The following is a 14859-nucleotide window of genomic DNA, read 5'->3' as shown; positions in this document are numbered from 1 at the left end:
TACTTTAAAGTGTGGAATACAAATCAACTAGGCATGCAAAGTACCTCTGCAACTACCACTTCGTATGGATACCGAAATACCGTAGGAAAGTGTTAACAGGCGAAATAGCTGAATACACTAAAGAGGTACTAAGAACCATAGCAGAAGAGTTGGGCTGTGAAGTATTAGCCCTAGAAGTAATGCCAGACCACATCCACCTATTCGTTAACTGCCCACCGAGATACGCACCGTCATATTTAGCAAACTACTTCAAAGGAAAATCAGCAAGACTAATACTCAAGAAGTTCCCAGAGCTGAAGAAAGCTACTAACGGGAAGCTCTGGACTAGAAGCTACTTCGTATCGACTTCTGGTAACATATCCAGCGAGACGATAAAGAAGTACATTGAAGAACAGTGGGTGAAAGAGGGTGAAGAGGACTAACGTAGTTAAACTAATAGTAGACAAGCAAACCCACGAAAGACTGAAGGAGTTGGCTATTACCACAGCGAAGTGTTGGAACGAAGTGAACTGGTTAAGGATGCAACAGTACAAGGAAGGGGAGAGAGTAGACTTTGCTAAGACAGAAAAGGAGGTGTACGAGAAGTACAAACACGTGTTAAAGGTTAACGTTCAACAAGTTGCTAGAAAGAACGCTGAGGACTGGAGAAGCTTCTTCTCCCTAATCGAAGAGAAGAAGGAGGGAAAATTACCAAAGTGGTTTAAACCAAGACCTCCAGGGTATTGGAAAGATAAAAGTGGAAATTATAAACTAATCCTAATCATTAGGAACGATCGTTATGAGGTGGATGAGAACAAGAGGATCATCTATTTGAAGGACTTCAAACTCTCTCTGAGGTTTAAGGGGAAACTCAAGTGGCACGGGAAACAAGGTAGATTAGAAATAATTTACAACGAAGCTAAGAGGAGTTGGTATGCTCATATTCCAGTGGAGGTTGAAAGTGAAACGAAAGTTGAGGGCAATCTGAGGGCTTCTGTTGATTTAGGAATCATCAATTTAGCAACAGTTTACGTAGAAGATGGTAATTGGTACCTTTTCAAGGGTGGTAGTGTTCTTTCACAGTATGAGTATTATAGCAAGAAGATACGAATCGTTCAGAAGACCTTAGCGAGGCATAAGCAGAATAGGAGTAAGAAGCTGAAACTCCTCTACGAGAATAGGAGTAGGTTCCTCAAACACGCTTTAAACAGTATGGTTAGGAAAGTAGTGGAGCTGTTGAAGGACAAACGGGTAAGCGAGGTTGTTATAGGTTATCCTAAAGAGATTAATAGGAACCACGGTAATAAACTCACTGTAAACTTCTGGAACTACAGGTATGTTATTAAGCGTTTTGAGGAGATTGGGGAAGAACTAGGAATTAGGGTTGTTAAAGTGGATGAATCTTATACTTCTAAGACGTGCTCCCTATGCGGGGAAGCCCACGAAAGTGGGCGTGTTAAACGCGGCCTATTTAAGTGTCCCCGCATAGGGAAAGTGATAAACGCAGACCTGAATGGAGCGATAAATATCCTACATATCCCCGAGTCCCTAGGATCTGGGAGTGGAGGGCAACTCCCAGTGAGGGATAGGGGTAATGGGCTGAAGACCCAGCCCGTGGTCTACCGCTGGACGAACGGAGCGGGGTGGGTGCTTTACGCACCCACTAACTATGAAGTTGTGAGGATGAAGGTGGTAAACCACAAACCTATGAACCGCCCTAAGGGAACCCTCGCCCTTTAGGGCGAGGAGGAGGTCAGTTAGTCGATAATAGAGTACTAGGGTTTTTGATAATGCAAATTGTAGTTTCTCATTTTTTCTATGTTAGTTAACTATTTATAAAAAAGAAGCTAAATAACTTCTATAGGCTATAATCCCCAAAATGTCTTATTTTCTCTGGGTTTCTCGTTCTTAATATATAATATCCAATTATGTGGAGTAATAGAACACCCCACGCTGTATATACTGCTATATTAAGAGGAAATGCTGGGGCTGGATAAGTACCAAAATATATTACTGCTAAATATAATCCTATGGAAATTAATGGTACTACTATGTGTTTTACTATATCTGCCTTTCTTAACTTTATCTTGTGTGTTATTAGCCCGATTGCAGCAAATAAATGTCCTAAAGCTACATAAAATGAACCGAAGGTTATCAAGAATATACTGGCCTCTAACGGCCCTAAAATATATCCGCTGATAAGGCTAACCACACCAGTGATTATACCAGTTAGTATAATGGCATTGCCTGGAACTCCGTAACGATTAGTTCTAGAAAAAACTTCAGGATAAAGTATACCGTCTCTAGCCATCCCAAATATCATTCTACTACCACTTGTAGCAAATGCTAAAGCAGAGGAGTTAAACATAAATGCTACTAAGAATATGAGAAGACCAACTATGACGGGGTTAAAATATTTGTTATATATTATAATCATCGGATCTGGTAGATTAGCATAATTAAACATATTATTTATTCCATAAACTATTGTCTGAGCATAAGAGTTAAGAATTAACCCAATTCCTAAAAGAAGGAAAGTTATGAGGAGTGCTTTAGGTAAAGTTTTCTTAGGTATTTTAGCTTCTTCCGCAACTCCTATTGGTGTAGTAGCTCCTCCAAATGTCGTTACTCCAAATATCATTGCAGTTAATACTGAAGCCCAGTTGTTATTTACGGGAAGAGCCGTAAAAGGATAAATAGTATTCTTAGGACCTGCGATAACTATTAAATATAGCGAAGTTATTATTAAGAAACCTATTGATATTAAACCTATAATAAGATTAAGAATTCCACCTGGTTTTACTCCAAGCCACATTATTAATGTGATTTCAGCCGTGACTATAACTACAATTAAAGCCCATAACCAAGGCATTGTTACCTGTATACTAGGAGAGATTAGATAAATGAACGAGGCTAACCCTAATATTCCGAAACCGGCGGCACCAGCAATAAGATATTGGTAAATATATCCGTAACCTACAGTAAATGCTGCTAAGCTACTATTGAGACCCTTTTTTATCATAGCGACATATCCGTAAGAGGCTGCAATCTCTTTACTCCACTCATAAATTACTACTAAGGTGGTAGCATAAATTAGATATGAAAGGAGAACTGTGAGTGGCATTGCCCCACCAACTAGCCCAGCTAAACCTACAAAATAGAGTGTTGCAACAGCTATTGGTGCATTAGCTGCTATACCGTAACTTGCAACTAGCCATGTTCCTAGCACATCTCTCTTAAGTTCTGGTTTTTGTAAATCACTCTTTTTGTCTTCCATCATATAATAAGAGACGGCTGAAAGATTTTTCCTTTTTCACCTTAAAATAATCCTATAACTTTTGTTTATTCTTTTAACGGGGTTAAAAGAAAAGTTTATAAGAATATTAGTTATTTGTCATTTGCTATATACGACGTTATTTAAGTATAAGAGGTAATAAATAGTTTTCGAAAAGTTAATCGAAATCAATTGAGGAGACTAGTTTATTAATTGAATTTCTTAAATGATAAAGGAAATCTTGTTTGCTTATTCCTAATTTTTTAGCTATATCATTAGCCTTTACTGCTCTAGGATAATTAAAATAGCCCATAGAAATCGCGTTTTTGAGAACTAATAATTCCTTTTCAGTTAGACCATAATATAATATATCTGAGGGTTTTATTTCATTAATTGAAATAGTATTAATATTAAATTTTTCAGTTAATTTATTAGTAACAGATTTACTTAGCGATATTATTTCCCATTTTTCTAATTTCTGTCTTACAATATTTTTGTGATATAAGATGTTATCATCAGATAATAAATACCCGGATATAGTACTATTTGTTTCCTCAAGAAAATCAATAACATAACCTCCCTTAATCTTCCTATATTTTAATATATCATATACATTTTCGGATTTCTCTAGATCTTTTATTAGTAGTCGAGGCGATATTATACTAACTTTTATCTTATTATTATTGTATTTTGAGATATTCAATGTAACTACCTTATCCTTAACGTTACTGGTCCAGCAACCTTCATGTAATATTGAAAAGTTAATCTTGTATAGTTTCTTCATTCTAACGGGTTATTAGCCAATTCCAATTAATAAACTTTTTTACTTACTTCTTAAAAATTTTTTAATTTTATCCTTCTTCTCATATCACGTATTTTTGAAACTTTTTATTTTTTCCCTCAACAGATATTCATAGACTAAACTAGTTTTTTCAATGTTTTTTAGTTCTATATATTCATTCACTATATGTGCTTGTTTGGGATCTCCCGGACCAAAATTCACTGAAACAGAATCTTTATAGAATATTGCATCATATCTTAGACTGCTGACTAATTTTTCTGGGTTTATATTTAAAACAGATTTAACACAATACTCTAGTTGCTTAGTTAAATCTGATTCTTTAGAAACATATCCTGGTATTGCAGATTTTATTTCGAATTCATAATTTATTCCCAACTCTTTGGAAACTGTGTCAACAATCTCCTTATCAAAAAGTTTATCTTCATTAGGTGAAATAGCCCTATAATAACTAAAGGCAAAAAATCCTGGTACTATTCCATCATTATTAGAAGAATTTATAGTATATCCGCCCAAATTAATATTATATTTCTTACTTAGTTCTTCATTTAATTTGAGGGCAAACTTTGATGCTTCAAGAAATGCATTTACACCTTCATTCGCCATGCTTGCATGGACTTGCTTTCCAAAAACTTTTATAACACCTCTTATTATACCGTAGTGCCCTATGTAGATATTTGGGAAGCTAGGTTCTCCAAATATTACCTCCTTAGGTTTAATTCCGATTTCCTCTGTTAAATATTTAGAACCAATTCCTCCACTCTCCTCATCGGGAACAAAGGCGATCTCTATTGGTGTCTCATTGAACCTTAATAAAGCTAAATATAAGCTAACTATAGCTCCTTTCATATCTGACGTTCCCCTACCAAATGCTTTGTTATCAATTATCTTTAGTTTAAACGGTTCTGTTATCCAATTATCCCCAGGTGGAACTACGTCATAATGAAAATTAAAATGAAGTAATGGTTCTCTAGAATTTTTTACAATCAGTATAACTCTTTTATATCCTTTATGTTGAGGAGAATAAATATAATTTTTATCAATGTATTCCTCCGGTATGGTTATAAGTTCGGTTTTAAATCCTAATCTAGAAAATAAATCCTTCAAATAGTTTACAATTGTTTCATAATCTTTTCCAGGTGGATTTACCGTTTGAATTTCTATTAAATCTCTCAATAACGAAACAATCATCACTTTACACTCTCTTAGCCTTAATCAGATTCGATTTACCTAGTTTGCTCTCTAATTCCATTAACTCGTTTTCATCGTATACTTTTCCACCCTTTTCTAAATACTTTATAAGTTCAACACAAAATCTAGATGCATGCTCAAACATTGTTAGATTTTGAACTCCAGTATCATATCCGGGTATTACTTGTTTAGAAACAGTTGCTAAGCCAATGACCGGTGAAGAAGTATACAGCCAAGGGGAAATTAAAGTACTAATATGATATACATTATAGTCTAAAGGTGTAAGATCACCGGTAGTAAGAGGTACCATATAAATTTCGTGTTCAGTAACTCTATTATAGATATCAATGACGTTATCATGCAATTTCAATATATAACCGTCTTTAATAACATGTGTTAATGCAAAATCGTCGTATTTTGCTAACCTATTCCCCTTAGTAGAATCTATAGATAATATAAATGAAGCTGTAGGGTCTACTTCAATTTTTAATGCATCATCTAATCCCATTAATGGAACCATAAAGTCAAATGGTTTATGAGGGATAAGTTTAGCTTTAGTAGCTAGATTTGTAACAAATACTATATCAATATCAAAGACAATTCCTTTATCCATTAGGTCAAGAAGTTCGAAAAGTGTAGTTAACGTGATAATAGCGCCATCAGCATCAGAAACTAAACCCTTATTCGTATTAATCATCTGTATTGCTCCTAATCTTCCTAAAATCTCAATCTTATCCTTCCCTCCACCTTTATATAAAACTTTAATATAAGGAACCTCACCCACTGTAATTTCCTCATATTTAACCTTATTTTCTAATCTCTTTCTAATTATCTCTAGTGGGTTTTTAGATTCTAAGATATCAATTACGTCAATTAGAGTTTTTAAAATCATATTCTCAGCTTCCCTGGATTTAGAATATCATGCGGATCAACCATTTTCTTTAGTTTTTTCATTAATTCTAGTCTATATTCCTCATCAACTCTATCATTTACTACTAGGGAATGTATTTCAAATGGTATACCCTCCTTTATCATTATCGAATCTATTAGTTCGAAATTGCTTTTATCTGACATGAATACAGTATAGATTATCGTTTCACCTCTTAAAGTCATAACATCCCCGTGAATTAATACGTTTGAACCTAAAGCTTTCTTTATTTGACTTACAACACTCAGAAAACTATTTAGAGGTAGCAATCTTACCTCGTAGAAATAGTTTGGAAATCTAGTTAACTTACTCATAGTCACGTAAATTGCTGCGAATGCTAATTCGTCTAAAAACCTCATATTTACTTCTTCTCCGAAACTTTTAGTGCTTGCTAATATAACATTCCACTTTCCCGGTTTAACTCTACCTTGAGAGACCAAAGCCAAAGCTTCTTCGTCTTCTACTGTAATTCTTCTTATATTAGATCTTTCTTTTTCTAAATCTTTTAAGAACTTAACTACTTCACTGACGTTATTGAAACGTACTAATTGATCTTTCCAGTCTTCATAATCAATAACAGCTACTTCAGCCTCAGTTATAATTCCAGTAGTCCCGGCAGCTTGAGCAACGGCTAAAGTCATATCTCCAGTAAGTTCTTGAGATCCATTAGGAGCTACTATTTTTACGCGTCTGATCCCATTACCATGAAAATGATATCCAAATTGATAAGATCCTATTCCTACATCTCCACCGGCAATGTAACCTCCTAATGTAGATATATAAAAGCTACTAGGATATACTCTTAACTCCTTTCCTTTTTTTCTTAAGTAATTAAGTGCTTGCAAAACTTTAACGCCAGGAGATATTTTTAAAAAGTCTCCATCAAGTTCCAATACTTTATTCAATTTCTGAATATCAACAACTATTGAGGGAAAAATAGGTAAAACTTGACCAATTGTTGAAGTACCAGCACCTCTAGCCAATAAAGGAATACGATATTTGCTACAAACTTTAATAGCGTATTCAATGTCATTCTCATCTTCAGCTATTACAGCACCCAAAATTCTTTTACCCATTTTTGAAAGAATAGGTGAAACTAAGTAAGGAGCTTTTGAATACTCATCTATAATTTCTTCAGTATCAATAAATTTAGAACCAAATTCTTTTTCAAACTCTTTTTTAGCCAATAAAAATGTCTCCATCAGAAGTATTTTTAAAATGTTCGTATTAAAGAATTTCCTTTAACTAAGTAAAAAACATTACTTAATTGTTTGATAACTTAATATCCTTTTCAAGTTTTTACAACTCCGATGAAGAAAGGTAATAGTTAACTTTAGAAAATATTAAGGATTATAATCTCAGTTGAAACACTTCTTTGTCTAACTGCTAGAAAAAATCTCCTCTCCATTTATAAATACTTTTTTAACATTCAACTTTTCATCCATTACGATTAAGTCAGCCCTCTTCCCCTTTTCAATAATCCCTCTGTCACTAAGTCCTATTGCCCTTGCTGGATTATATGAACATATGAGTGAAGCCTCCCTTATTCCTATAATACTTGATAGATTTTTAAATGCCTTATCCATTGTTAAAGTACTCCCGGCCAATTTTCCATCCTCAGTCCTTGCAATACCATTTTCAACCCTTATCCTCATTTTACCCAAAGTATAAGTACCATCTTGAAGATCAGTAGCTATTATAGAATCTGTTACTGCAACAATTCTTTTTATATCAACTATTTTAGTTAAAAACCTCACCACCTCTTTATCAACGTGTATAAAGTCTGGAATTATTTCAATAAATGGAGAAAAATTAATACTAGCTAAAATTACGCCTGGATCTCTATGATGAAATGCCCTCATTGCATTAAATAAATGTGTAACCCTACTAGCACCTAAGAGGAATGCTTTAACTGCTGTCTCATAATCTGCATCTGTATGTCCTATTGAAGGGTAAATTCCCAGACTTAACATGAATGGAATAAAATCCAGATCTTTTTCGGGAGAATAAGTTATTGTTATTACTTTATTATTACTCTCTCTGACACACTCCAACACTTCATTCTTGTCTGGGTTTCTTATATATCTTACATCTTGTGCACCAGCATGTTTTTCACTTATATAAGGACCTTCTAAGTGGAGTCCTAAAATATCTGTCTGTGATATAGCCTTACAAGCCTCCAACAGACTTTCTCTAGGCATTGTAACTGTTGTAGGTAAGAAAGTTGTTACACCATGTTGGATCAGTTTCTTTTTCATCCCTATAGCGTTTTTTATGAAATCATCCTCACTATCCCATGATGTATAATCATATCCACCAATTCCGTGAGTATGAATATCAACAAACGCTGGAAGTAAGAGCATTCCCTCTAAGTCTTCCCCCTCAGTCCTTTCCTCTAATATTTCACTAATTATACCATCTTTAATTATCACACTACCCCTTTCAATTTCTTTATAAGGTGTTATGATCTTAGCGTTTGTTAATTTTAACTCCATTAAGGTTTATTAAAGTTAGAGAGGTATAAAATGTATGGGAGGGATTTTTGGGTTTATATGTAAAAATCCTAGGGATGTTTCTATTATTAATATTGGTTTAAAAAGGCTCATTTATAGGGGGTATGATAGTGCGGGTATTGCTTATGAAAAGGACTCCTCATTAGAAGTAATTAAGATGTTGGGTAATATTGCTAGGAATGAACTTAAGGTGAATGATAAGTCTAAAGTCGCCTTAGGTCATACTAGGTATGCAAGTAGGGGATGGCCAACATTAAATAATGCACATCCGATAACTGATTGTAAAGGGGAAATTGGACTGGTTATGGATGGTATTTTATACGATTATGAGGTATTAAGGGAAAAATTGGAGAGAGAAGGACACAAATTTGTTACTACTACTGATACTGAAGTTTTACCACATTATCTGGAAGGAAATTATGAGGAGAAGTTAAAGGGTATCTGGAACGTAATCAAAGGTCTGTATTCCTTTGCTTTCATAGTTAAGGGTGTTGAAAAGATATTTGCAGTAAATGCTGGTCAAGGGTTATATATTGGTATTTCTAATGAATGTTTCTTTATTTCAAGTGATTTACCCTCTTTAACTGGTTTTGCGGAAAACGCTATCATTGTCCCGGAGAATACTTATGTAATATTATCTCCAGATAGTTTTAAGATATTTAACACCCAAGGTGAAGTAAATGGTGAATTAAAGAGGGTTAAGTATAAGGAAGAGATTGCAGATAAGGGAGGTTTTTCACACTTTATGCTAAAAGAAATTTATGATATTCCTCTCTCATTAATAAATTCTGTAAATTCACTCATGGAAAAGTACTTATCTTTAGCTTCAATGATAATTGCAAATGCTAGAAAGGTTTACATTATTGCTAATGGTAGTAGTTTACACGCCGGCTATATTTCTTCCTATTACCTTCACGATGTTAGTTTAAACGTTGTAAGTGCGGCTGAATTTCCTTATTACGCATTAGATAACATTACAACTGGAACTGTGGTTATTGCAATTAGTCAAAGTGGCGAGACTTCAGATGTAATAAGGAGTGTTAAACTTGCAAAGCAGAGGGGCGCTGTAATTTTGGGTATTACTAACTCTGTAGGCTCTAGATTAGCTTTAGAATCAAACGTTTATTTACCAATAACTGCCGGACCGGAACTTGCTGTCCCGGCTACAAAAACCTTCACTTCTACAATTATTGTTCTCAAAATTTTATCTGATTATGTGTCTTATCAACTAGGTAAAATTGATAAGAAAGACATAGATCATGATAAGAACGAAATACAAAGATTATCAAAATTGGTTTTAGACTCATTACCCTATATGGAGAAAAGAGCTGAGGAGTTAGTTAATTTAATTGATAAAGAAAGTCTATATGTTGCTAGTAGTGGGATCAATTATCCTATTGCCCTTGAAGGTGCTTTAAAGTTTAAGGAGGCTTCACTAACCCATGCTGAAGGTATTCAATTGGGAGAACTTCTTCATGGTCCAATTGTTTTAGCTAATAAGGGTTATCCGATACTAATTATAAAGCCTGCTGAAGAACAAGCTGAGGACTTATATAACAAAGTTATCAAGTTAGCAAAAGATAGGGGCAGTCCTATAATTACTATTTCCCCAGAGGGCGATTTTAGGAGCGTAAAGACTACTAGAGATCTTTCTCCAATAGCTAATGTTATTCCCCTTCAACTACTAGCTTATAAACTTGGCGTTAAGAAGGAGTTACCAATTGATACTCCAGTAGGTTTAGTTAAGGCCGTAACTATATAACTTTCTTTTTTAGTAGTTCAAAAACCTCCTCTGGGTTTGGAATATCTCTAATTATTTCTACCTTTCCCCCCTTTAATATTAAGTATATTGAACCGCAGTGAAACCTTTTAGCCAAAAAACCTATAGAAAAGAATGCATCATCAATGGTGGAGTACATAATCTTTTTCTTTGAAAAAGGTGTTTTTATTATTATTTCACTCTCATCGAACTCATAAGTATGCATTCTTTTCCAGATTATGTATAAGAAGAGTAATGAATATACAATTACCAAAAATAAAATAAAATCAAATACTTTGTAAAAATCTAAAAATAAGGAGAAGATGAAAATTAGAATAGTTCCTTTTACTACTGTTTTTGTAACTGTTGGTTTAGTAACCAACATGCTACCTTTCTCCCGTTATATTCGAATAATGGTGGTTCCTGTTTTTTACATATCTCCATTACAAACGGACATCTTGGGTTAAATCTACAACCATTAGGGGGATTAATTAATGATGGTACTTCTCCACTTGGTGGTTGTAGTTCCCTTCTCTTTAATGATGGTACTGATGCAATTAAACTTTGAGTATATGGGTGTTTCGGTGAAGAAATTATGTCTTCAGAACTACCGATTTCCATTAATTTTCCAGCATACAATACCGCAATCCTATCTGAAATATATCTTGCAACATGAATATTGTGAGTTATGAACATGTATGTTATTCCTCTTTCTCTCTGAATTTTTACTAGAAGATTTAATATCTGCGACTGAACTGAAGCATCTAACGCGGAAGTTGGCTCATCTAATACAATAAATTCTGGTTCAGTTATTAATGCCCTAGCTATTGCTACTCTTTGTAATTGTCCACCAGATAATTCTTTCGGATACTTTTCGGCTACATAATCAAAGTCTAAGCCAACACTCTCTAACGCTTCCTTTACCAACTTCCTTTTAGTATCTGAACTTACTTTTCTTAGAGGTTCAGCAACTACATCAAATATTTTCATCTTGGGATCTATACTACTTGCAGGATTCTGGAAAACCATTGAAATTTTCTTTCTTATCTCGTTAATGTTTTTGTCAGTTATTTTTTTACCTCTGTAATATATTTCCCCAGCTGTTGGTTTATCTAACGTTACAAGAATTCTTCCTAAAGTCGTTTTCCCAGAACCAGATTCCCCTACAACGCCTAAAGTCTCTTTCTCATAAATTTCCAAGTCTATACCATCAAGTGCCTTTACTATAACCGGTTTTTTCCCTAAAATTTTATCTAAAATACCATAACTGCCTACTATAAAATATTTCTTCAATCCCACTACTCTTATTAATTCATTCATATAACCAACACCTTACTCTTCTATTATTTATCTCTTTCAATTCTGGTTCTTTATTTTTACATATATCCATTACCTTATTGCATCTAGGATGAAACTTACATCCAGTTGGTAAAACTAAAAATGACGGTGGGCTACCCTCAATTACTCTTAATTCCCCTTCTTTCTTCGAAATCGTTGGAATACTACTTACTAACCCTTGAGTATAGGGATGCATTGGATTTTTGATAACTTCCTCTATATTACCATCCTCCATTATCCTTCCAGCATACATTACCATTATTCTATCAGCAATAGCGTAAACAAGAGATATATCGTGAGAGATAAAAAGGATAGAAATTCCCTCCTCTTCTCTAAGCTGTTTAAATAGTTTTACTACTTGAGCTTGTATTGTAACGTCCAATGCTGAAGTAGGCTCATCGGCAATAAGTATTTTTGGTCTTAAAATTAGAGCCATAGCAATTACGACTCTTTGGACTTGTCCTCCTGATAATTGGTGAGGATACTTCTTTATTATTTCTTCTGGATCCGGTAATCTAACATCTTTTACAGCATTTAAAATTATTTCTTTAGCTTCTTTTTCATCAAAATTTTTACCATCTCTGCTTGCTTTAACCCTTACGGCTTCCAGAAGCTGATATTCAACAGATTTTACTGGGTTTAGACTATTTAACGGATTCTGGAATATCATGAAAATTCCATTACCTCTTATATTTACCATTTCCTTCTCGGGAATTTTAGTTATGTCTTTTCCTTGAAAGAGAATCTCACCGCCCTCAAAGTAGGCATTTGGTGGTAATAATCTAATAATTGAATGACCTAGAGTAGACTTACCTGAACCCGATTCTCCAACAATTCCTATAATTTCTCCGCTCTCCACATTAAAGGTTACATTATGTAGGACTCTAAATTTCCCAACTAGTGATTTATACCCTACTGAAAGATTTTTGACTTCAAGGACTTTCAATATGTAACCCTCCCTGCAATTACATCTTGTAATCTATCACCCAAAATTACGAATGACGCTACCAAAACTAAAATGATAATGGAGGGAAATAAAGACCACCACCATACATGCGGTAAGTACTGTAAACCATCAGATACCATTGCACCCCACTCTGGCTGATTAATACCTTGTAGTCCTATTCCTAAAAAGGTTAAGCTTGCATAAGTTAAAATTACGTTGCCAAAGTCTAACGCAGCATAAGATAGGATAGGATCTATAACGTTATGGAACACATGTTTGAAAATTATTCTAAAACTTCTAAACCCCATTAATTTTGCCATATCAACATAACCCATGTTCTTAACTACTAAAGTTTGACTTCTAAATAATCTTGCATATGTTGCCCACCAAGGTATCATTAATCCAATCATTGCACTAGTAAAACTAGATCCCAAAAGAACTGCAACAGCAATAACCAGTATTAGACCGGGTATTGCTAAGAATACATCTGTAATTCTCATCAACACTTCATCAACCCATCCTCCAAAATACCCAGCAAACATTCCTATTAAACCTCCAATTATAATTGCTGAAATTACAACTACAGTTGATATTTCTGCATCTGAGGGGGCAGCGTATAAGATTCTACTCAGAATGTCTTCACCATTATAATTCGTTCCGAAAGGATGATGAATTGATGGCGGTAATAATGATGCTGTGAAATTAAATTGGAATGGATTATATGGTAGGAACTTGTATGCTAACGGAAAATATAGAATTTGATGAGAAGCATATTGCAAAAGCCCCTCAAATATAGACCATGTATAGTAAGCGAAGATTATTATTAACGCACCAAATGCTACTTTACTTTTTAGCGCGTTTCTCATTAAGCTATTCTTATATATAAAATAAATTCCTAAAGCTACAAAAGAGGCGGTTATGCTGAATGTAGAAAATAGTACATAAGGCACTAACACAGTGTTATGATAATGTAAGGCTTTTAAGGTTCCTTTATTTGCTGAATACGCATAAATACCTATATTAATTATAAGATAAGCAACAACTGCAATTATAAATATTTTACTTACTTTCATTCTAATTTCACCCTTGGGTCTAAAATACCGTAAAGTACATCAGCTATAAAGTTGGCTATTATTACAGCAATACCAATAATTATCGTAAAATCTAAAACGGCTATGTAATCTAAGCTTTCTATTGCTTGAGTTATGAAATAACCAATTCCCAAATAGTGGTAAATATCCTCAATTATTACTGCCCCAGCAACGGAATAGCCAAAAAACAGTGCTATAAGTGTTATTACTGGGATTAGGCTATTTCGCAAAGCAACTCTGTAAACTACATAATTTCTCTTTAATCCTTTAGCAAAGGCCAATTTCGTATAATCAGATTCCATTGCATCAAGCATAGACGACCTTGTTATCCTAGTAAATAATCCGAATGTGATTATAGCTATTGAAATTGCTGGTAACACCGCGTGTCTTACTGCCGATATAAAATATGGCCAGTCTCCAGCTATTAATGCATTTAAGATAGGGAATGGTGTATATGAGGGTGGAGCTTTTAATAAAGGATTAACCGTCCCGTTAGGTGGTAATAAGCCTAAATAATAAGCTATAATTAGTTGGAGTACTAGAGCAACTAAAAATGGGGGAGAAGCCCAAGTTAATAAATAAACACCTTTTATAGACCTATCTTTTAAAGTCCCTCTGTTTGCAGCAGCAACAGCACCGCTTAATATTCCAATTATTGCTGCTAGAATATCACCGGGTATAACAATTTGAAGACTGATTGGCAAATAATGAAATAAAAGAGAAGATTCTTGAACCTTATATATAGGATCTATGCCCCAATTCCCAGTAAAAATATCCTTTATGTAATCCACAAATTGAACGTAGAGTGGGGCGTTAAGATTATACTCTTTTATTATCTCATCTATTTCTGTAGGAGGAGCGTGAGGGTTTCCAGCATATATTCTGGCTAAGGCTGCTGGATTTGGGGCAGCAGCGTGAATAAGAATAAACACAAAAAGTATAAGAAGTAGTAATGTCACAATCCCGTTTATAACCCTTCTGACCGCGAATTTCAAAAATGAACTTTGCATAATTAAACTACCCATAATCATGATTTAAAAT

At 34.3% G+C, this 14859-nt stretch carries 14 protein-coding genes; 3 read left to right on the top strand and 11 right to left on the bottom strand.

The annotated features are described in order from the left end of the window. Window positions 1–11: 11 nt before the first annotated feature. Together tnpA and STK_RS13990 are read left to right on the top strand one after the other, a co-directional pair. On the top strand, window positions 12–422 hold the full coding sequence (tnpA, locus tag STK_RS13995) for an IS200/IS605-like element ISSto1 family transposase (RefSeq protein WP_010977980.1): 411 nt from the start codon (window positions 12–14) through the stop codon (window positions 420–422). Further along, the gene (locus STK_RS13990) at window positions 409–1719 is read left to right on the top strand and encodes an RNA-guided endonuclease InsQ/TnpB family protein (protein ID WP_010980639.1); all 1311 of its coding nucleotides are present in this window, start codon (window positions 409–411) and stop codon (window positions 1717–1719) included. Before tnpA ends, STK_RS13990 begins: the two co-directional genes overlap by 14 nt. Window positions 1720–1837: 118 nt before the next feature. Here STK_RS13990 and STK_RS13985 read toward each other — a convergent pair whose 3' ends face one another. The 6 genes from STK_RS13985 to nagA all read right to left on the bottom strand — a co-directional run bounded on the left by STK_RS13985 (window position 1838) and on the right by nagA (window position 8666). Next, the gene (locus STK_RS13985; RefSeq protein WP_010980638.1) at window positions 1838–3259 is read right to left on the bottom strand and encodes an APC family permease; all 1422 of its coding nucleotides are present in this window, start codon (window positions 3257–3259) and stop codon (window positions 1838–1840) included. A 172-nt stretch (window positions 3260–3431) separates the two neighbouring features. Beyond that, window positions 3432–4037 carry a helix-turn-helix domain-containing protein gene (locus tag STK_RS13980; protein ID WP_010980637.1) on the bottom strand — a complete coding sequence of 202 codons (606 nt, stop codon included), beginning with the start codon at window positions 4035–4037 and terminating at the stop codon, window positions 3432–3434. Between the two features lie 84 nt (window positions 4038–4121). After that, a complete protein-coding gene (locus STK_RS13975; RefSeq protein WP_052847045.1) occupies window positions 4122–5243 on the bottom strand; it encodes a M20 family metallopeptidase in 1122 nt (373 codons plus the stop codon). Between the two features lie 4 nt (window positions 5244–5247). Continuing rightward, complete coding sequence (locus STK_RS13970) at window positions 5248–6135, bottom strand: DUF1177 domain-containing protein (RefSeq protein ID WP_010980635.1); 888 nt, start codon at window positions 6133–6135, stop codon at window positions 5248–5250. Continuing rightward, complete coding sequence (locus tag STK_RS13965; protein ID WP_010980634.1) at window positions 6132–7373, bottom strand: FAD-binding oxidoreductase; 1242 nt, start codon at window positions 7371–7373, stop codon at window positions 6132–6134. Before STK_RS13965 ends, STK_RS13970 begins: the two co-directional genes overlap by 4 nt. A gap of 177 nt (window positions 7374–7550) precedes the next feature. Further along, window positions 7551–8666, bottom strand: a complete 1116-nt coding sequence (gene nagA / locus STK_RS13960; RefSeq protein WP_010980633.1) for an N-acetylglucosamine-6-phosphate deacetylase — start codon at window positions 8664–8666, stop codon at window positions 7551–7553. Window positions 8667–8700: 34 nt separating this feature from the next. Here nagA and glmS point away from each other — a divergent pair, with 34 nt between their 5' ends. Continuing rightward, window positions 8701–10446 (top strand): glutamine--fructose-6-phosphate transaminase (isomerizing), encoded by a 1746-nt coding sequence (gene glmS / locus STK_RS13955; RefSeq protein WP_010980632.1) that lies wholly within the window; start codon window positions 8701–8703, stop codon window positions 10444–10446. Here the strand turns inward: glmS and STK_RS13950 are convergent. Genes STK_RS13950 through STK_RS13930 form a run of 5 tightly spaced genes read right to left on the bottom strand, consistent with a single transcriptional unit; the run spans window position 10439 to window position 14828 of the window. Continuing rightward, window positions 10439–10828 carry a PH domain-containing protein gene (locus STK_RS13950; protein WP_010980631.1) on the bottom strand — a complete coding sequence of 130 codons (390 nt, stop codon included), beginning with the start codon at window positions 10826–10828 and terminating at the stop codon, window positions 10439–10441. The genes glmS and STK_RS13950 overlap by 8 nt on opposite strands. Beyond that, complete coding sequence (locus tag STK_RS13945) at window positions 10792–11763, bottom strand: ABC transporter ATP-binding protein (protein WP_010980630.1); 972 nt, start codon at window positions 11761–11763, stop codon at window positions 10792–10794. Before STK_RS13945 ends, STK_RS13950 begins: the two co-directional genes overlap by 37 nt. Next, the gene (locus STK_RS13940) at window positions 11756–12727 is read right to left on the bottom strand and encodes an ABC transporter ATP-binding protein (protein WP_052846816.1); all 972 of its coding nucleotides are present in this window, start codon (window positions 12725–12727) and stop codon (window positions 11756–11758) included. Before STK_RS13940 ends, STK_RS13945 begins: the two co-directional genes overlap by 8 nt. Beyond that, window positions 12724–13800 carry an ABC transporter permease gene (locus STK_RS13935; RefSeq protein WP_010980628.1) on the bottom strand — a complete coding sequence of 359 codons (1077 nt, stop codon included), beginning with the start codon at window positions 13798–13800 and terminating at the stop codon, window positions 12724–12726. Before STK_RS13935 ends, STK_RS13940 begins: the two co-directional genes overlap by 4 nt. Beyond that, a complete protein-coding gene (locus tag STK_RS13930) occupies window positions 13797–14828 on the bottom strand; it encodes an ABC transporter permease (protein ID WP_052846815.1) in 1032 nt (343 codons plus the stop codon). The genes STK_RS13935 and STK_RS13930 overlap by 4 nt, the downstream gene beginning before the upstream one ends. Between the last annotated feature and the right edge of the window lie 31 nt (window positions 14829–14859).

Origin of the sequence: Sulfurisphaera tokodaii str. 7 (assembly GCF_000011205.1) — an archaeon.
Lineage (GTDB): Archaea > Thermoproteota > Thermoprotei_A > Sulfolobales > Sulfolobaceae > Sulfurisphaera > Sulfurisphaera tokodaii.
Note: the sequence above shows the minus strand (reverse complement) of the source record. Positions and strands in the feature narration are given on the sequence as shown.